Genomic DNA, 17,302 nt, shown 5'->3' on the forward strand with positions numbered 1-17,302 from the left:
GATTTAACTCATGAGTGTTTTTGAGGCAATCAACGACGCTGTTTCAACAGTCAACGGCGAAGTCAATACGTATGCATGGTATCTTGCATTCGTATTTCTGATCGGTATCGGTCTCTACTTTACCATCAGAACGAAAGGCGTTCAGATCAACAATCTGGGCGAAGCATGCAGAGTCGCCTTTACCGGCATCCGCGCGCAGAAAGGCAAACAGACCATCTCATCGTTCCAGGCCTTCTGCGTCAGCATGGGTGCGAGGATCGGTGTCGGAAATATCGCCGGTGTTGCCGTGGCAATCGTCATGGGAGGTCCCGGAGCAGTATTCTGGATGTGGATCTTCGCCCTCATCGGCGCAGCAACCAGTTTCGTTGAAACGACCGTCGGTCAGATCTACAAAGAAAAGAAAGCAGACGGCCAGTTCCACGGCGGTCCGGCATTCTATATCAGAAACGGTCTTGGCAAACCAAAGTTCGCCGCTTTTATCGCTCTTCTGATCATCTTCACCTATGGTCTGATGTTCATCGGTGTCCAGGCAAACACGGCGACCATCGCCTTTGCCAACGCATTCGGCACTGAACAGATCGTCTTTGCGGTCATCATCACTGTCCTTGCAGCTCTCGTTGTCTTCGGCGGTATCAAACGCGTTGCAAAAGTTTCGACTTGGATGGTTCCGGCAATGGCCATCATCTGGCTCCTGCTCTGTCTTGCCATCGTCCTCGTCAACTTCACCCAGGTCTCTCTGGTCATCCAGACCATCTTCTCCTACGCATTCGGTGTTCAGGCATTCGTCGGCGGAGGAATCGGAGCAGCCATCATGTGGGGTCTGAAGCGTGGTGTCTTCTCGAACGAAGCCGGTATCGGTTCTATCCCGAACGTCTCCTCGTCCGCAGATGTCAAGCACCCCGTAAAGCAGGGACTTATGCAGTCTGTCGGTGTCCTGATCGATACACTCGTCGTTTGTTCCGCAACCGCCTTTGTTGTCATCATCTACACAAACGTCGCCTACCCCGGATATGCCGGCATCCCGGTCTCCGGAGCGGTTCTTGTTCAGGAAGCGATGAGCGCTACCTTCCTTGGAGCAGCAGGTCCTTATGTCATTGCCGTCTTCATGCTGATCTTTGCATTCAGCAGTCTCATCAGCTACTACTCGATGAGTGAAACCAACACCAAGTTCATCACCGAAAGAAAAGAAGCGGTTGTTGTTCTCCGTGTTGCGATCGTTATCATGGTCTTCATCGCATCCATGATGTCCATGGGCCTTGCCTGGGACCTTGCAGATACCTTCCAGGCATTCATGGGTATCTTCAACATGGGTGTCTTACTCATCCTCGGCAAACACGCCTTTGAAGCACTCAAAGACTACCTTGACCAGAAAGCTGACGGCGTCGAAGAACCTGTCTTCAACGCCTCCTGTCTCAGCGATTCAACAGGTGTTACCTGCTGGTCCGGCGAAGACGAAGAGAAGAAATAATCCTTTGGGATTTTTCTTTTACTTTTTCATCCGCTTTTTTTTCCTGCCCTCTCTCAGAAAATCCTTGGGTCTTTTTCTCTTAGTAGATCCAATACTGTAGCAATGGATTGTGTCCTTCTTGCAAGCGGCAGTAAAGGAAACTGCATCTATATAGGCAATGAATCTGATTCGATCGTAATTGACGCCGGCCTTGGATATCTTATGCGGACACTGCAGAGTCTGCACCTGAATACCGATAATCTCCGCGGGCTTTGTGTTACCCACGAACACTCGGATCATGTCAGGTCTGCGAAAGCTTTTGTGAAAGCTGCGCGTGTTCCGGTTTTTGCTTCAGGCGGGACACTGAACGCCCTTGAGCGGGAAAATATCATTTCGGCCTCTGCAAAGCGGACCGTCTGTCATGAACACATCCCGGTCGAAGCCGGCGGTCTGAAGATCACCACGTTTCGGGCATACCATGATGCGGCCGAGCCGACCGGATTTGTCATCGACGACGGCGATGCCCGGATCGGCATATGTCTTGACACCCACGAGGTCTCGGATACGATGAAAACGATCCTTTCCGCCTGTGATGCCGTCGTGCTGGAGAGTAACTACTGCTCAGAAGCAATGAAATCGGACCGGTTCCCCGAATGCGAAACCTGCCGGTCGTGCGGGGCGAACTGTCAGGGGAACAACTGCGTCCTTCGGGTGTATCCCCGATATCTCAAAGACCGGATCCAAAACGACGGCCATCTCTCGAACGAGGATTCATCAGCATGCATCGCCGAGCTCTCGAAGGATGTCGGGATCATCGCCCTCGCGCATCTATCGGAAAATTACAATCGTCCAAACATCGCCCGCGAGACGGCCCTGACCGCTGTGGGTGAAAGCGGAACGAAAATATTTGTCAGTGACCAGCTTGCAGAATACCGGGAACGCCGGCTCGTAACGTTTCAGGTGTAAATACTATGCAGTTTATCGAGTTTGCAGAGATATGTAATACCATCGAGGAAACTTCCTCGCGTCTTGCTACAGCAGATATTCTGGCTGAGAAGTTCCCTGGCCTCACGGAAGAGGAGCTCCCCGTCTTCGTCAGATTCATGCGCGGGAAACTGTTTCCCGACTGGTCATCCGAAAAACTCGGATTTGGTCCGAACCTTCTGTACGATGCCCTCGCCTATGTTATCGGCAAAAAACGGGATTATGTGGTCTCGGCAATAAACAATGCAGGTGATGTTGGAAAAGTTGTCGAGAGCCTTCTCGAAAAACGTGAACAGACGATGTTCTTCTCGGAAGAGCTGGATCTTTTAGACGTGAACGAGCGTTTTCTGCTGATGGCAAAATCCTCCGGCAGAAGATCCCAGCAGGAACGGCTCAGATCCGCCCAGTATCTCCTCTCGAACGCGACACCGCTCGAAGGAAGATATCTTGCGAGACTCATGCTCGAAGAGATGCGGATCGGGGTCGGGGAAGGGGTCGTTAAGGATGCGGTCTCGAAAGCATTCGGCATCCCGGCAGATGTGATCGAACATGCCCACCAGGCACTGAATGATCTGGGAGAAGTGGCGTCCCTCGCGAAATCCGATCCATCTCAGCTTACCGAGGTCCATATCACGGCTTTTCGGCCGGTGAAGATGATGCTTGCCCAGCAGGGTTCCATCACCTCGATGGTGGAAACCCACGGCAAACTTGCGGCTGAAAATAAATACGACGGCAGCCGGTTCCAGTTCCACAAATCCGGAGGAAAATGCGCGATCTACTCCCGGCGTCTGGAAGAGATGACGGCTTCTCTTCCCGATGTTGTCGGGATGCTGGATAAAGCGACCGACCATGACGTCATCATCGACGGCGAAGTGATCGCAATCATGAATGGAAAACCCATGCCTTTCCAGACGATCCTAAGAAGGATCCGCAGGAAGCATGATGTCGGGGATGCTCAGGAAGCGATCACCCTTCTCCCCTGGGTATTCGATATCCTCGCGGCCGACGGAGAGACCCTGATCGATCAGCCGTTCCTCCGCCGTCGGCAGATCCTCGAGTCGGTGATGAACGCGTATGTCGCTCCTCAGCTCGTCAGTGATTCCGTTGACGAGATCGAAGCATACTATCACACATCGCTCGACAACGGAAACGAAGGCATCATGCTCAAAGTGCTTGACTCGCCGTATCTGCCGGGAAACCGGGGCAAGCTCTGGATCAAGATCAAGCCCGAGGTCGATACGATCGATCTGGTAGTTACCGGCGCCGAGTGGGGCGAAGGAAAACGTGCGAAGATGTTCGGCTCGTTCCTTCTCGCATGTCAGGATGAGAATGGGGATCTCCTGGAGATCTCCCGGGTGGCGACCGGCATCGATGACTCGATGCTTTCGACCCTGTATGATCTGTTCAAGGAAAAGATCATTGCAGAAAAAGGAAAGACGGTCTCGTTCGAACCTGACGTCGTCTTCGAGGTCGGGTATGCCGAACTCCAGAGGAGCACGAACTATGCGGCAGGATATGCGCTTCGGTTCCCGCGTTTTGTCAGACTGCGGGACGACAAGGATGTGTATGAGATCGAGACGCTGGAGAGCTTGACACGCAGGTATTCTCTCCAAAACAAGGAAGAGTAAGGCCTTTGTCGCTATTCAGAGGTTTTTTCTTTCGGGAGATAGTAGTATGAATATGAAAATCCTGGTGCTGCTGGCGATGACATCTCTCATTCTTCTGTCCTGTTTTTCGGCAGGATGTGTTGAACAGACGGTTTCCCAGACGGATGTTCTGGCAGATGTGATCTCATCGCTGCACGAAACCCTCGCTACGACTGCGGACGAGGCACGATCCGCGGCGGAGTTCTATGCCGCCGACCCGACACCTGAAAACGGCAGGCAGGCTCTGGCAACGCTCTATCAGAGAACAACACTGACCCATGATCTGCTGATCGCCGATGAGAACGGGATCGTGCGTGCGGTCTATCCAAATAATATCATAAGTGCACTTGGTCAGAACCTGAGCAGCTATCCGCCGAACAAAGAGATCTTTGCCGGAACGGATGTGTATGTCTCCGAATATATGGTTCTGGAAAACGGCATGGAAGCATATCTTCTTTCGGTCCCGATCAAGATCTCAGAGGAGTATGCCGGGTATATCAGTCTGAGTTTCGATCCGTATCGTCTCTTTGGCCCGGAAGAGCAGAAAGTCTTTGAAAAAGGGTACAACCTCTGGGTCATGCAGATGAACGGCGTCCAAGTGTTCGATGCTGATGTTTCGGAAGCCGGCGTCGATCTCCTGACCGACCCGGATTATGTGATGATCCGGGAAATGGCAGAGCTCGTCGCAGCAAATCCCTCCGGCGAAACGAAATACGTGTATACTGCCGATATAGGTACAGACGTTGTTGAAAAAACAGCAGTATGGGATACCCTCTCCTTTGGCGAGACAGACTGGCGTGTCGTCCTGACGTCAGTTCCGGCGGCGAGCTAAAAACGCAGCGGAGAAAAGATTCTCCGAGAAAAAATACATTTCAGATACTCCTGGGCGGACTCGAACCACCGTCTCCGGCTCCAAAGGCCGGAATGATTGACCACTACACTACAGGAGTTTATCTCCCCTATATTTTCGCAGGACATCTACATCAAACTACTGATGTATTTCCGCTCTCTTTTTTATGTAGAAGCATCAATGTATTAGGGTAGGCGAGGGTAGCCAAGCCAGGCCAACGGCGCCAGACTTAAGATCTGGTCTTCAGTAGTTCATGGGTTCGAATCCCTTCCCTCGCATTTTTATGAAACCTATTCGTTTACGTGATTTTGTTATGACCAAAGACGGCTGTCTGTACGCCGTTTCCGGGTATGAAAATGATTCCCGCGCCGAGTGCGTGCTCCGCTATGTCCCGACACCTGACGGAGACCGAATGGCTCCTTCGGGAACCAGATACAGGAAATATGATTTTGCCGATGCGTTCGCCTGGGTGAAAGAACACAGACCCGAATACCTTGATCTGGTCCACCGTGTCCCGCTTTCCGACATCGTCCGCGTGTTAAAGCCCGAGGAAGAGGCGGCAGGCATCGCGGCGGGAAACCCCAGAGTAGCCCGGCTGTTTTCCCACTTCGATCTGCCTCCGATGAGCTACGGATGCACGGGGTCCCTTCTAGCTGGTCTTGAAAATTCTGCATCCGACATCGATATGGTCGTCTACGGCTCGGCCTGGTTTCTGGCCCGCGAACAGTTGATGGCCGCGGTGAAGGCAGGAAAGATCCCTGCGATGAGCGAAGAGATGTGGCAAAAGGTGTATCGAAAACGCGTTCCCGACATCAGCTTCGACGAGTTCGTTCTGCATGAGAGCCGGAAGTTCAACCGCGGAGAGTTCGAAGGGACCTACTTCGATCTGCTCTACTCGCGTGGATACGACAATCTCCACTCGGTCCCGCCGATCACGCTTGGCGAAAAGACGGGCGTGATGACGATCGAAGCGAAAGTCACCGACGCAAGTCTTGCCTTCGATTCGCCCGGGATCTACAAAGTTGATCACGAAGAGATCGACATGGTCCTTTCTTTTACGCACACGTACTGCGGTCAGTGTTTTACGGGAGAGACACTGGAAGCAAAAGGCGTCGTCGAAGAGCACGTGGATCAGACCTGGCTGATCGTCGGAACGACCCGCGAAGCGCATGGCGAGTACATCGTGTCGAGAACGTTACTCGACCGGTAAGTATTCGGGTTAGGCGGGGTTTCCCTCAGCCAAAAAAAACGTAGGTATGTGATCTCCGATGATCTCGTGAAAAACCTGCTCAAGTCTTTTACGTGAGAAACAGATCTTTTCTGGCCCTGCTTAAACAATTCCCGGTCTTCTTTTTTGATTTAGGGAGTTATTCTTGGTTGGATTTATGATGTTTACGCGATTTTGGAAAATGCAGAGGGACGTGGAGTCCGGAAAGTCCGCACACTACCAGACAGTGGGTTCGCAGATGTCTGTTTTCCAATTTTAATGCCCTGAATACGGCGATACTCGGGCTAAAATTCAGGTTGGATAGGTGGATGAGAGGTACCTGTCAAAATCTATAGGTGCGAGGGCGCTACATGGCGGGGAAATTGCCAAATGTCAAAGTTAGGTTATAATTGGTCAAAATATGGCAGAAGTGACCGCTGTCTCTGTCACCCGAAAAAGTCCAGCTGCTTTTGCCTGACGCCGACTTTACTCTTCGTCATCTCCTCAAACGACCGCCGGAGGGCAAGCTCCATATCCGCATTCTCACTTCTGACCGCCGCGATCATCTCTTCCCAGGTCCCCGGCGTCACAACATATCCATAGATGGCCGCCATCCTGAAAAAAAGCTCGGCCGAAAGAAGAGCCTCATCCGGAAACAACGCAGAAAACGCTTCATAAAAAAGAAAGCACTGCTCAAACGGGTGGGACTTTTCCCTGATCCTCTGATGAAAACCCGCGATCATTTTCTTCAGTTCATCTCCTGCCGCCAACGATCCAGTTCCGGTTTCGCTATTCGTGTGCAAAACATCCTGCAGACGAAGCACCATACGCATGCCCAGCCGCTCCTTTGTTTCCCGCTGCAGATATGCAGTTCTCAGATTCTGCAGAACATTCACTTCAAACAGCCGTTTTCCGCGCGGTATTTCCCCGGATGAAAACATGCGCGCAGTCTCTGCCGGCGTTATCTCCACCCCGGCAAAACGCGCCAGTGCGGCAATATGTGCCGCAGTCTCCTTTTCAGGATCCTTCACCGGCCGGCGGGCATGCAGATATCTGTGCCGTTCCAGCTCAAAATACTCATCCTCGTCTGCGTATCGTTCGAATGAAAACTTTTCTGCACGAAACTTCGTGACCTTTATGAGACACTTCATCTCCAGATCGAAACCAAACATAGAGATACACCGCGTGATCTCAGCTTTGGTCGGCTTCGCCCCCGACTTGATCAGGTGCGTCGCTGCAAACTTTCTTGCATCGGTGTTGACCTCACGCACCAGATAATATCTCTTCAGCCCGTTTTTCAGACGAACTTCGACACGATACGGTTCATGCGCAGACATATAGTATAAAAATATTGGACGGGATCTAATGTGTATGTTTCGTTTGCGAAAGGATCAGGGGTCCCGTTTGACGGTGATCTCAGCCAGATGTTCCCAGTAGGATCGGCGATCCTCCTTTGGCCCGACGCCGCAGACGAAGACATACTCCGGATCGAACGAGCCGAGCACCGTCGTTAGCGATTCGGCATCGGGGTCGCAGACATAGACCCTGCGGATATCGTATGAGTCCAGAAGATCAGGCAGCTGCGCCGTATTTTCCCGTGAGATAACAATGTCGCGCTGATACTCGAGCGCCATCTCCAGAAAAGTATCCGGGACTGCCCACAAATATTTCTTTCCGGTAAACTCCGTCAGTTCTTCTTCGTTCGGGGTGTTCGTTGTCAGGATATGGCCGGCGATTCCCGCATCCCGCATCAGACGGCAGACCGATGCGAATGCTTCTAAAAGCGATGCGGCACACTCCTCTGTATCGCCGAAGTATTCATCCCTCACATCCAGTCCTGAGGGAGCAGGCATACTCCACCAGCAGTGTTTTCTCAGACCATTGACCAGATCGCTGTCGGCCCGCACTGCTTTTTGGTCCACATCGAACTCGCGAAAGATCGCTCCTTCGCGGACGTTTGTGAATGCATCCAGAAGTCTGGCGGCATAATACTCGCCGCCGGCCGCCGGATATTCCACTGCGGGCAGCTGATCTTTGAGAGTTGTTTCAATGTTCCAGGTGATAAGATCGGTTTCCTGACCATACCTGGAGATGATCCAGGCTGATAGTAACGAAGCATCGGGAGCTGCTGGCAGGACCGAGCCGAGTGATTTTACAGGAAAGCTGCATGTACGCATTACAGTATTAGATGAGAATCTGAGATGTAATACTTTTCTTCATAGGGTTTATGCAGGAACCGGGTGTTTGCGGGATGTGGTTTTTTTTTCTTTTCGATTTGTACCCGGCTTTCATCAACGTTGTGCAGTGTCGTCTTCGGTCCGAATAGGAATGCTGATATCACCCCCGCACCATAAAACATCATACGGAGACCATTATCCCATGCAGTATCTCATCACCGGCGGCGCAGGCTTCATCGCATCCCATATAGCAGAAGAACTCATCCGGCAAAACCATGACGTCACGCTCCTCGACGACATGTCGGCCGGGAACGTCAGAAATATCCAGTCCGGCGCCGAGTTCATCAAAGGCTCGGTCACCGACCGTCCCCTGCTCAGCGAGATCTGCAAAACCCATGCCTTCGAAGGGATCTTCCATCTTGCAGCGGTAGCAAGCGTGCAGAAATCCATCGAAGATCCGCTCCTCGTTCACGAAGTCAATGCTACAGGGACACTTAATATCCTTTCCGCCGCAAAAGAACACGGCATTCGAAAAGTCGTCCTTTCTGCCTCAGCCGCGGCATACGGCGACAACCCGGTGTTTCCGAAACGAGAGGACATGCTTCCTGAGCCGCTCTCGCCTTATGCGGTCTCAAAGATCGCAGGCGAGATGTACTGCAGAAACTTTGCCGACCTCTTCGGCGTCGGGACGACAGCTCTTCGCTACTTCAATGTCTTTGGCCCGCGGCAGGATCCGAACGCCGAGTATGCGGCGGTCATCCCGAAGTTCACCGAAAAAATCGTCGGGGGCAAAAACCCGGTCATTTATGGCGACGGGAACCAGACCCGCGACTTCGTTTTTGTGAAAGATGTCGTTTATGCAAATATTCTGGCGATGAACTCAGCTGCATGCGGCACATTCAACATCGGCACCGGTATCCAGACCTCCTTAAATGATCTTGCAGCAATGATCATGCGTGCGGCGGGGATCAGCTGCGATATAATCTATGAAGCGCCAAGACCCGGCGACATCAGATACTCGGTCGCCGATATAACGAAAGCGAAACAGGAGCTCGGCTATGCTCCGAAGTACTCGATCGAAGACGGGATCAAAGAGACGGTGGGATACTTCAGAGATATCCTCTGAGCAGAAGAGGGAAACGGAAGCTTCCGTGATGAAAGGCACAGGCGGTGAAACACGCAAGCCCTCTGTTTGCCCGCAATGCAAAGCCTTGATCGCAAGTCTGACGACTTGCTCGGCTAAGGGACCTAAAGGTCCCCGCCTCAGCTGAGGTCGGGTCCTTACGTACCCGACCCGCAAGGTCGCAAGTTCTCGCTTACGCTCTAACTTGCTCAGCTGAGGTCGGGTCCTTACGTACCCGACCCGCAAATACCATTATCTCACAACGACAACGTATACAGAACTAAACGAGTTGAAAATGTCGGATTATCGAGTGACGCTGGAGGCAGGGTGGACGGTCAAAGACGTAGAATCGGTCCAGGATGCCATAGGAATAGCAGTAAGTGAAGCAGGCAAACGCCTGCACCCGTCGGCAAAATTCGTCGACGTCGATGTAATGAACACCCCCTGTCCGTACTGCGGAAAAGAGATCAACACCGCGCTCGTGATCGCACGGACCGGTCTGGTCGGCCTTCTTCTCTCAATGAAGGTATTCAAAGCTGAAAACCCCGAACATGCAGAGCACATCGCCAAATCCGTCATAGGCAAAGCCCTTCGGGACATCTCCCTCTCCACCTATGCTGTGGAACCGATCGAAGGTGACGCCGTTGAAGAGTAACACCGTCTCCGTCTCAGGGCATCTCTGCATAGACTATATCATCACCGTTGACGAATACCCCCCGGTCGGCGAATCAAGACGCGTATTTGAACGCAAGATCTACTTCGGCGGCGGCGCGGCAAACATCGCCGCCGGCATCGCCCGACTCGGCGGAGAGGCCGAACTCATCTGTGCGGTCGGACAGGACTATCCCGGCAGCGAATACGAAAAATATCTCGATGAACTCGGCGTTGCCACCACACTTTTTATCAGCGACAAAAACTGCTCGACCGCCTTCATGGTGAACAACGCCGCCGGTGAACAGATAACCTACTTCGAGTGGGGCGCAGGCGAAGCCTTCTCCCGCGCCGCTGCGCCTGCCCGCGACTTCATCCACATGGCGACCGGCGACGCCGCATTCAATATCAGCATCGCCAGACAGGCAAAGTTCGCCTCGCTCGATCCGGGTCAGGACGTCAAATATTATACCGCAGACGATCTCACGTCCCTTCTTGGCGAGATTGATATCCTCATCTGCAACAACTATGAGATGGAAATAATCAAAAACACCCTCGGCTGGAGCGAAAAAGATATTCTTGATTCGGTGCCTTTCACCATCATCACGCATGGAAAATCAGGCAGCAGCCTCTTCTTCGACGGCCGCGCCGAACAGATACCTGCCTTCAACGTCGAAGCAAAGGATCCCACCGGCGCAGGGGATGCATATCGGGCAGGCTTTTTCACCGCCTGGAAAAAAGGTCTCGACCCCGTCACCTGTGCAAAAGTTGGTACGACCGCCGCCTCGTTCGCGGTCGAAAAGACCGGGACCCAGACCAACCTGCCGGACTGGGAGACGATGGCAGAACGCTATCGGTCCGCATTCGGCCGGCTGGAGAGCTAGGATGAGCTGGGCCGCACTCACCTCCGGAGGCAAGGACTCGATCCTTGCCATGCAGAAAGCGATCGACGCAGGCATGCATGTATCCCATCTCGTTACCGTCATTCCGAAAAACACCGAATCATACATGTTCCACTCGGCAAATCTTGCCGCCGTGCCGGTGATCGCAAAGCGATGCGGAGCCGTTTATGTGGAGATCGCCTCCGCCGGCGAGAAGGAACAGGAGGTCGCTGATATGGAAATCGGACTCGCGGCCCTTGATGTGGAAGGCGTCATCGTCGGGGCAATAGAGTCCGAGTATCAGCGGTCCCGCGTCGCCGCCGTCTGTGAACGGCTCGGCCTCAAAATGTATGCTCCGCTCTGGAAGATGGATCCCCTCGCTCTCATGCGTGAGGTCGCCTCCCGGATGGATGCAGTGATTGTTGTCTGCGCAGCAGACGGGCTGGGAGAAAACGTTCTGGGCAAAAAGATCGATGACGCCCTCATCGACGTCCTGCTCTCCGTCCGGAAAAGCCGGCGGATCCATATCGCCGGAGAGGGCGGGGAGTATGAATCGCTCGTGCTGAACGCTCCATGCTTTTCAGCGCCGCTCAACTGCTCGGAGATGAAATCCGCGTATGAAGGACTCCGCGGCGAAGTCTTTATCGAAAGGTTCTGGTAACATGAAACGCGAAGTAAAAACCGAATCATTAACGAAGTATCTCTTCGACGCGCCGAAATGGCAGGCTTCTTTGGCAGCGATCATTCTGCTCGGCTTTGCCGTCGACGGGGTCGTCTTCCTCGCCTCCGGCGAGATGCGGGGGATCGGATTTGCCTTCTCGATACCCGCCGTCGCTGCGCTGATCCTTACAAAACCCTTCGTCAGCGCGACCGCACGCCAGGAGTTCACCTGGAACAGATCGGGTCTGCTGGCGCTTGCAGGCGAAGTGTTCATGCTGCTTTGGATGTTCACCGGCATCTTCCTTGGAGCGGGATTTGCCTACGTATTCGGCGTGGGTTTCATTCTGGCGATCAGGCTCGTGGTTCTCGCTGCAGTCGCCGACTACCGGTTTGGAAGGATGTATGCGCCTGCCGCTATCCAGACATTTGCCGGAGCGGTCGTCGGGGTCTGGTTCTTCGGCCCTGAATTCGTTATTCCGGCCGTTGTTTCAATAATCGTGTTCTCGGTAGGGGTCATCGTATTTTTACTGCTGTTCGATCTGCCGATGAAACGGACCAGCGGGGTCGGAGCGATGCATTTCGTCAACGCGTTTCTTGCTCATCTGACGAACGGATCCAACGATCTCGAGGAGTATTTCCATCACATCAGCGAGTATGTCTCGGTCCCCGAGACGACATTCTTCTTCAAACGTTCCGGCAAACCGGATGTCTGGTTCGTGATCCCGAATCTTCACCCAGGTCCGATGGCAGAGATCGGCGGCAGCAACTTTCCCAAGGTCCTGCATGATACGTTTGCAGCTGACGCGATCCTTCTTGTTTCCCACGGCTGCGCCAGTCATGATCTGAACCTCATCTCCAACCGTGAGACGAAAACGATCGCGAAAGCGATACAAACCACCCGCGACTCGGTCGTTTATACGGATATGGCGAGCCGTCCAGTCAGAACGAAGCACGGTACGGTGTCTATCCTTTCCCAGAGGTTTGGCAACTCGCTTCTGATGGTCACGACCCGGTCGCCTGAGATGACGGAGGATATGGACTACTCGATCGGCAGGATCGTAATGGGTGAAAGCAAAGGCAGATACGAAAACGTCGGGTTCGTGGATGCCCATAACTGTATGACCTCGGTCACCAACATCATCTATCCTTCGACCAAAACCGGCAATGAGTTTATCGCCGGAGCGGATGAGGCGATGAATCTGATGCTGGATGTAAAGATGCATCCGTTCTCGGTTGGAGCGGCGCAGGTCATCCCGCCGTTTGAACGGAGCGAGGGATTTGCCGATATGGGGATCATTGCGATGGTCACTGATGTCGATGGGATAAAAACGGCATACATCCTGTTTGACGGCAATAATGTTCATCTGGGGGTCAGAGAGATCCTGCGCAGCGCTGTTCTCGGGCTCGGTCTGGATGAGGTCGAGATCCTGACGACCGATTCGCATGTCGTGAACTCGGTCTCAGGCAGGAATCCGATCGGCGATGCGGTGTCACCGGGCGAGTTCATCCCCTACGTGTCAGAAGCGGTGTTAAAAGCGGTCGAAGATCTTTCTCCGGCGTCAGGAGGGGCAGCAACCGGTATCTGCGAAGAGGTGGAGGTGTTTGGTCCGTCCCGGATCGTGCAGCTGACTTCGACCGTGAATGCGATCGTTACGAATCTTCTTCCTCTGGCAACACTTCTGCTGACGACGGCATTTCTGCTGATCATGGTCGTCTGCATGATCGTGCTGTAAAAAAATCCTTATTTTTTGATCTGCCGATCATGGTCGTCTGCATGATCGTGCTGGAAAAAATCCTTATTTTTGGACATGTTCGACCTCGATCGCACAGGAACTTCGTCTGATCCGCGGGAGCGAAGCCAGCTTATTTTCATATTTATCGCAGGTAAGACCTGATTTCGGCACCGGATCGGGAAGAACCACACCCAGTTTGCAGACGATGCGGTAATTGTAAAAATCCCGCTCTTTATCAAATATATACTCATGAGAATCCATATGCAGACAGGTCAAACAGGGCACAACCATAATGATTAAAGATACATCCACCCCATACATTAACCTGCCGAAAATGCCCCCCTTCGATCTTGCCGATATCCCCCATTCGCCGGGCTGCTACCTGTATAAAGACGGCGAAGGAACGATCATCTATGTCGGCAAGGCAAAAGACCTGCGAAAACGGGTCTCTTCGTATTTTCAGAAAAAGGATCATGACGCAAAAACTGCAAAGCTCGTCGCTGCGATCCGTTCGTTTGAATATATCATAACTGCGACCGAAGAAGAAGCCTATCTTCTGGAAAACACGCTCATCAAACATCATCAGCCGAAGTACAACATCGATCTCAAAGACGCCAAATCCTACGCTTACATCGAACTCACGAAAGAACCGTTTCCGCGGATCACTATTGCGAGAAACACCCGCGGAAACGGCCAGCACTTCGGTCCCTTCGTCTCAGGAAAAGAACGTGACTACGTCCTTTCGGTCGTGAAAAAAACATTCAGACTCAGATCCTGCAAAAACATGCCGAAGAACAGACCCTGTCTGCGCTATCATATAGGCAACTGCACCGGGCCGTGCGGCGGGCACGTTTCCGCTGAAGAGTATGCAAAACAGTGCAGCTATGCAGCGGATGTCCTGAAAGGCAGCACAAAGGAGATCAAAACCAAACTCGAAGATGAAATGGTGGAGTATTCGAAGGATATGGAGTTCGAAGCGGCACTCCTCTGCCGGGACATGATCACCGCGGTCGAAAACCTCTCTTCACGGCAGTATGTCGCCAGAAAAACCGATCATGACGAGGACGTCATCGCCTACCGCGCGGCTGACGGAACGGTGTATCTTATGGTCTTCCATGTGTACAAAGGAACGCTCGGCGGCAGGGACGAGTTTATCTTCGAGGCATCGGAGGGATTTTTCGAGGAGTTTGTTTCGAGATATTACTCGGAGAATCCTGCACCCAAAGAGATCATCGTCGAGGAGGAGCTTGACGAAGCACTTGGCGGATATCTGGGAAATCTGGCAGGGCATATGGTGAAGATCACCGTCCCAAAGCAGGGAGCCAAGAAAAAACTGCTCGAACTTGCGGGAAAAAACATCGAGACGGTCCACTTCGGCGACGAACTGAAAGTAATGGAACTCCAGGCCGCCCTTCATCTCAAAAAACCGCCGGCCGTCATCGAGTGTTTCGATATCTCCCATCTCTCGGGAACCGATACGGTCGCCTCCATGGTCAGATTCGTTTCAGGAAAACCTGACAAGAAAAACTACCGGCGGTTCAAAATAAAAACGGTCGAAGGGATCGATGACTTCGCCTCTATGGCAGAAGTCGTCCGCAGAAGATACAGCCGTCTGATCGAAGAGGAAAAACCGCTCCCTGATCTGATCGTGATCGACGGAGGAAAAGGGCAGCTCTCGTCAGCAAAGCGGATCCTTGATGAGCTGGACGCAAACATCCCGCTCATCTCCCTTGCGAAAGCGGAAGAAGAAGTATTCGTTTCAGGCGTGCCGTTCCCGCTGCCGTTTGGAAAAAAGACAAAGGCAAACATGTACCTCCAGGAGATACGGGACGAGGCGCACAGGTTTGCCGTCACCTACAACCGGCTGCTTCGGAAAAAGCGGCTGGTAAAATAATATTCAGACTTTTTTTATCCAGGTCAGCAGCACGCCGTCGTCGATCTTCTCGATATTTTTCAGCGAGAGCCGGGTGAACTCCGCAGGATCCGTGAACCCGGCGCCGTCTGCAAAGGTGGGGGCATCCTTCCCGCCGATGATCAGTGCGCCGATATAGATGCGTATCTCGTCAAAGAGTTCTTTGCTGAGAAACGACCAGAGCAGCGTGGCTCCTCCCTCGACCATGAGTTTTTGAACCCCGAGTTTTGCCAGTTCATCTAAGACGATTACCAGATCTACCGAATCCGCACCCGCAGAGATCACCGTGGCTTTTTCTTTCAAGGCGTCACATCTTTCCTTCGGGGCTTTTTCCGAGACGAAGATGACCACGCGGCCAAGTCCTTTTTTGAACATGTCCCCGTCTGCAGGCATTCGTGCCATGCTGTCGATCACGACCCGCATGGGATGAGGATCTTTGCCGCCGGCTTTTCGGACCGCGGCATACTCCTCGCTTTTCAGCCGCAGCGAAGGGTCGTCGGAGAGGACTGTTCCTATGCCCACCATCACTGCGTCGGACTCGGCGCGGAGCGTGTCAACTCTGAGAAAATCGTCAGGACCGGAGATCTTGGTCTGTTTTCGTTCCCGGGTGGCAAGTTTTCCGTCAGCACTCATTGCTGCGTTGATTATCACATACGGACGCATACATACACCCGTTGGATACGTGAACGTAGACTGGTCATGGAAAATAGAATGGGGCGAAAGTCTTATACCTTCTTATAAACGTTCACACCAACGCGGACATCGGGGTGTTTGCGGTCGATGGGTTTATTTCCCATGCTGGAGCCGATGATGATCGTTTTTCCAGAGGATGAAGGTCCGACTTCCTGGGAAAGATCGACCGTAATTGTAAGAATATCTCCATCAACTGACGTTTTCACATTTTTCATATCTGTTAATGTGTATGATGAAGAGATAAATCTTGCGGGATTTTTGGAGAGATTTTCGTCTTTTTCTACAGAGTGTACTGAGTGGGCAGGGGAGGCGGACCCATAAAACCCATAAATATAATCATCCGCAAACACCAATGAGTATAACCATGCCGAACTTAACAGTCGCCGTACTTGCCCCGAATGGATATGCCCGGGATCTCGGGAAGAAGGGGACCAGTACCGATATCACATTCTATAATCTGAAAAAAGGTCACGACACCGTGACGCTTCTGGAACCGACGAGGTATCCGGACAGACTTGCTCCGTTATTTTATGTCGTTTCCATGTCTCATGAGGCGATCGTGGTGATCTCTGAGATCACGCCGATGGTCGCCGAGTGGATCCTGATGCTTGATTGTGCAGGGGTGAAGAACGGGACGATCATTCTGAAGAATTATATCCAGCCGAATCAGATCGCCCCGCTGATCAAAGGAACGGTGCTTGAGAATTATACGATAATGGAAGAGGATTTCATCGGCCTTTCCGTCGGACTTCTTGAGCGTGCGGCAAATCAGCCGGATATCGAGCCGAAGGAGGGGGCAGTCGGATCGGTTCCGATCGATCACCACTTCAATGTGCGGGGTATTGGAACGGTGATCCTCGGATGCGTCGCGGACGGGTGGATCAAGAAGCATGATAAGATGCGGGTCGAACCGCTGGATAAGACCGCTCAGATCAGGTCGGTCCAGAAGCATGATGATGATTTTGCCTGGGCGTATGCGGGCGACCGTGTGGGCTGCGCTTTGAAGGATATCGATGCTGAGGAGCTGGATCGGGGTTTCGTTCTTACGACCGATCCGAAAGTGACCCACACGACGACGGTGACGGGCGACGCACGCCTGGTGAAGTACTGGCCGGGAGAGATCAAGGAGCAGATGGTCGTGTCTGTCGGACACTGGATGCAGTTTTTGTCTGCACGGGTGACGAAGGTGGAGAACGGATCGGACTGGCACGCGCCGAAGCTGACGCTCGAACTGGATACGCCGCTTGTGTATAAGCCGGGTGATTCAGCGGTGATCCATTATCTGGACGGGGGCAAGCTGCGTATCGTCGGGACGATCAGACTTCCCTGATCTTTTTT

At 52.8% G+C, this 17,302-nt stretch carries 17 protein-coding genes and 2 tRNA genes; 13 read left to right on the plus strand and 6 right to left on the minus strand.

Going from position 1 to position 17,302, the window contains the following annotated elements; genetic code table 11:
- Positions 1 to 10: 10 nt before the first annotated feature.
- From H575_RS02620 to H575_RS02635, 4 genes are all read left to right on the plus strand, one after another.
- Positions 11 to 1,468, plus strand: a complete 1,458-nt coding sequence (locus tag H575_RS02620) for an alanine/glycine:cation symporter family protein (RefSeq protein ID WP_052319926.1) — start codon at positions 11 to 13, stop codon at positions 1,466 to 1,468.
- A gap of 102 nt (positions 1,469 to 1,570) precedes the next feature.
- Positions 1,571 to 2,413 (plus strand): MBL fold metallo-hydrolase, encoded by an 843-nt coding sequence (locus H575_RS02625; RefSeq protein WP_042697460.1) that lies wholly within the window; start codon positions 1,571 to 1,573, stop codon positions 2,411 to 2,413.
- A 5-nt stretch (positions 2,414 to 2,418) separates the two neighbouring features.
- Positions 2,419 to 4,059, plus strand: a complete 1,641-nt coding sequence (locus H575_RS02630) for an ATP-dependent DNA ligase (RefSeq protein ID WP_042697461.1) — start codon at positions 2,419 to 2,421, stop codon at positions 4,057 to 4,059.
- Between the two features lie 46 nt (positions 4,060 to 4,105).
- Positions 4,106 to 4,909 (plus strand): hypothetical protein, encoded by an 804-nt coding sequence (locus H575_RS02635; RefSeq protein WP_042697464.1) that lies wholly within the window; start codon positions 4,106 to 4,108, stop codon positions 4,907 to 4,909.
- Between the two features lie 45 nt (positions 4,910 to 4,954).
- On the opposite strand, the gene H575_RS02640 is transcribed toward H575_RS02635, so the two are convergent.
- Positions 4,955 to 5,027, minus strand: a tRNA-Gln gene (locus H575_RS02640).
- Between the two features lie 94 nt (positions 5,028 to 5,121).
- Between H575_RS02640 and H575_RS02645 the strand changes: the two genes are divergently transcribed.
- Both H575_RS02645 and H575_RS02650 read left to right on the plus strand, forming a co-directional pair.
- Positions 5,122 to 5,205: transfer RNA gene (locus tag H575_RS02645), tRNA-Leu, on the plus strand.
- Between the two features lie 5 nt (positions 5,206 to 5,210).
- Positions 5,211 to 6,137 carry a DNA polymerase subunit beta gene (locus H575_RS02650; RefSeq protein WP_042697466.1) on the plus strand — a complete coding sequence of 309 codons (927 nt, stop codon included), beginning with the start codon at positions 5,211 to 5,213 and terminating at the stop codon, positions 6,135 to 6,137.
- Positions 6,138 to 6,580: 443 nt separating this feature from the next.
- On the opposite strand, the gene H575_RS02655 is transcribed toward H575_RS02650, so the two are convergent.
- Both H575_RS02655 and H575_RS02660 read right to left on the minus strand, forming a co-directional pair.
- Positions 6,581 to 7,471: a hypothetical protein gene (locus tag H575_RS02655; protein WP_042697469.1), complete on the minus strand. Its 891-nt coding sequence runs from the start codon at positions 7,469 to 7,471 to the stop codon at positions 6,581 to 6,583.
- A 54-nt stretch (positions 7,472 to 7,525) separates the two neighbouring features.
- The gene (locus H575_RS02660; RefSeq protein ID WP_042697472.1) at positions 7,526 to 8,311 is read right to left on the minus strand and encodes a hypothetical protein; all 786 of its coding nucleotides are present in this window, start codon (positions 8,309 to 8,311) and stop codon (positions 7,526 to 7,528) included.
- Between the two features lie 202 nt (positions 8,312 to 8,513).
- Between H575_RS02660 and H575_RS02670 the strand changes: the two genes are divergently transcribed.
- From H575_RS02670 to H575_RS02690, 5 genes are all read left to right on the plus strand, one after another.
- A complete protein-coding gene (locus tag H575_RS02670; protein ID WP_042697478.1) occupies positions 8,514 to 9,437 on the plus strand; it encodes an SDR family oxidoreductase in 924 nt (307 codons plus the stop codon).
- A 292-nt stretch (positions 9,438 to 9,729) separates the two neighbouring features.
- A complete protein-coding gene (locus H575_RS02675; RefSeq protein ID WP_042697482.1) occupies positions 9,730 to 10,089 on the plus strand; it encodes a DUF555 domain-containing protein in 360 nt (119 codons plus the stop codon).
- Positions 10,079 to 10,969, plus strand: a complete 891-nt coding sequence (locus H575_RS02680) for a PfkB family carbohydrate kinase (RefSeq protein WP_042697485.1) — start codon at positions 10,079 to 10,081, stop codon at positions 10,967 to 10,969. The genes H575_RS02675 and H575_RS02680 overlap by 11 nt, the downstream gene beginning before the upstream one ends.
- A 1-nt stretch (position 10,970) precedes the next feature.
- Complete coding sequence (locus H575_RS02685) at positions 10,971 to 11,627, plus strand: diphthine--ammonia ligase (protein ID WP_042697488.1); 657 nt, start codon at positions 10,971 to 10,973, stop codon at positions 11,625 to 11,627.
- 1 nt (position 11,628) lies between these two features.
- Positions 11,629 to 13,359 carry a DUF2070 family protein gene (locus tag H575_RS02690; protein ID WP_042697491.1) on the plus strand — a complete coding sequence of 577 codons (1,731 nt, stop codon included), beginning with the start codon at positions 11,629 to 11,631 and terminating at the stop codon, positions 13,357 to 13,359.
- Between the two features lie 63 nt (positions 13,360 to 13,422).
- Here H575_RS02690 and H575_RS02695 read toward each other — a convergent pair whose 3' ends face one another.
- Positions 13,423 to 13,650, minus strand: a complete 228-nt coding sequence (locus tag H575_RS02695; RefSeq protein WP_042697495.1) for a hypothetical protein — start codon at positions 13,648 to 13,650, stop codon at positions 13,423 to 13,425.
- Position 13,651: 1 nt separating this feature from the next.
- Between H575_RS02695 and uvrC the strand changes: the two genes are divergently transcribed.
- The gene (gene uvrC, locus H575_RS02700; RefSeq protein ID WP_394296160.1) at positions 13,652 to 15,253 is read left to right on the plus strand and encodes an excinuclease ABC subunit UvrC; all 1,602 of its coding nucleotides are present in this window, start codon (positions 13,652 to 13,654) and stop codon (positions 15,251 to 15,253) included.
- Positions 15,254 to 15,256: 3 nt separating this feature from the next.
- Here uvrC and H575_RS02705 read toward each other — a convergent pair whose 3' ends face one another.
- Positions 15,257 to 15,934: a 2,5-diamino-6-(ribosylamino)-4(3H)-pyrimidinone 5'-phosphate reductase gene (locus H575_RS02705; protein ID WP_042697497.1), complete on the minus strand. Its 678-nt coding sequence runs from the start codon at positions 15,932 to 15,934 to the stop codon at positions 15,257 to 15,259.
- A gap of 62 nt (positions 15,935 to 15,996) precedes the next feature.
- Complete coding sequence (locus H575_RS02710; protein ID WP_042697501.1) at positions 15,997 to 16,179, minus strand: hypothetical protein; 183 nt, start codon at positions 16,177 to 16,179, stop codon at positions 15,997 to 15,999.
- Between the two features lie 149 nt (positions 16,180 to 16,328).
- On the opposite strand from H575_RS02710, the gene H575_RS02715 reads away from it, so the two are divergent.
- Complete coding sequence (locus H575_RS02715; RefSeq protein ID WP_042697505.1) at positions 16,329 to 17,294, plus strand: EF-Tu/IF-2/RF-3 family GTPase; 966 nt, start codon at positions 16,329 to 16,331, stop codon at positions 17,292 to 17,294.
- Positions 17,295 to 17,302 lie beyond the last annotated feature (8 nt).

The sequence above is a fragment of the Methanocorpusculum bavaricum DSM 4179 genome, from assembly GCF_000430905.1.
Lineage (GTDB): Archaea > Halobacteriota > Methanomicrobia > Methanomicrobiales > Methanocorpusculaceae > Methanocorpusculum > Methanocorpusculum parvum.

Excerpts from the sequence above, each read along its gene's own strand:
- H575_RS02715 (WP_042697505.1), top strand. The coding sequence starts at position 16,329 with ATGCCGAACTTAACAGTCGCCGTACTTGCCCCGAATGGATATGCCCGG.
- H575_RS02630 (WP_042697461.1), top strand. The coding sequence starts at position 2,419 with ATGCAGTTTATCGAGTTTGCAGAGATATGTAATACCATCGAGGAAACT.
- H575_RS02670 (WP_042697478.1), top strand. The coding sequence starts at position 8,514 with ATGCAGTATCTCATCACCGGCGGCGCAGGCTTCATCGCATCCCATATA.
- H575_RS02705 (WP_042697497.1), bottom strand. The coding sequence starts at position 15,934 with ATGCGTCCGTATGTGATAATCAACGCAGCAATGAGTGCTGACGGAAAA.
- H575_RS02710 (WP_042697501.1), bottom strand. The coding sequence starts at position 16,179 with ATGAAAAATGTGAAAACGTCAGTTGATGGAGATATTCTTACAATTACG.
- H575_RS02625 (WP_042697460.1), top strand. The coding sequence starts at position 1,571 with ATGGATTGTGTCCTTCTTGCAAGCGGCAGTAAAGGAAACTGCATCTAT.
- H575_RS02685 (WP_042697488.1), top strand. The coding sequence starts at position 10,971 with ATGAGCTGGGCCGCACTCACCTCCGGAGGCAAGGACTCGATCCTTGCC.
- uvrC (WP_394296160.1), top strand. The coding sequence starts at position 13,652 with ATGATTAAAGATACATCCACCCCATACATTAACCTGCCGAAAATGCCC.
- H575_RS02660 (WP_042697472.1), bottom strand. The coding sequence starts at position 8,311 with ATGCGTACATGCAGCTTTCCTGTAAAATCACTCGGCTCGGTCCTGCCA.
- H575_RS02650 (WP_042697466.1), top strand. The coding sequence starts at position 5,211 with ATGAAACCTATTCGTTTACGTGATTTTGTTATGACCAAAGACGGCTGT.
- H575_RS02620 (WP_052319926.1), top strand. The coding sequence starts at position 11 with ATGAGTGTTTTTGAGGCAATCAACGACGCTGTTTCAACAGTCAACGGC.
- H575_RS02635 (WP_042697464.1), top strand. The coding sequence starts at position 4,106 with ATGAATATGAAAATCCTGGTGCTGCTGGCGATGACATCTCTCATTCTT.
- H575_RS02675 (WP_042697482.1), top strand. The coding sequence starts at position 9,730 with ATGTCGGATTATCGAGTGACGCTGGAGGCAGGGTGGACGGTCAAAGAC.
- H575_RS02690 (WP_042697491.1), top strand. The coding sequence starts at position 11,629 with ATGAAACGCGAAGTAAAAACCGAATCATTAACGAAGTATCTCTTCGAC.
- H575_RS02655 (WP_042697469.1), bottom strand. The coding sequence starts at position 7,471 with ATGTCTGCGCATGAACCGTATCGTGTCGAAGTTCGTCTGAAAAACGGG.
- H575_RS02695 (WP_042697495.1), bottom strand. The coding sequence starts at position 13,650 with ATGGTTGTGCCCTGTTTGACCTGTCTGCATATGGATTCTCATGAGTAT.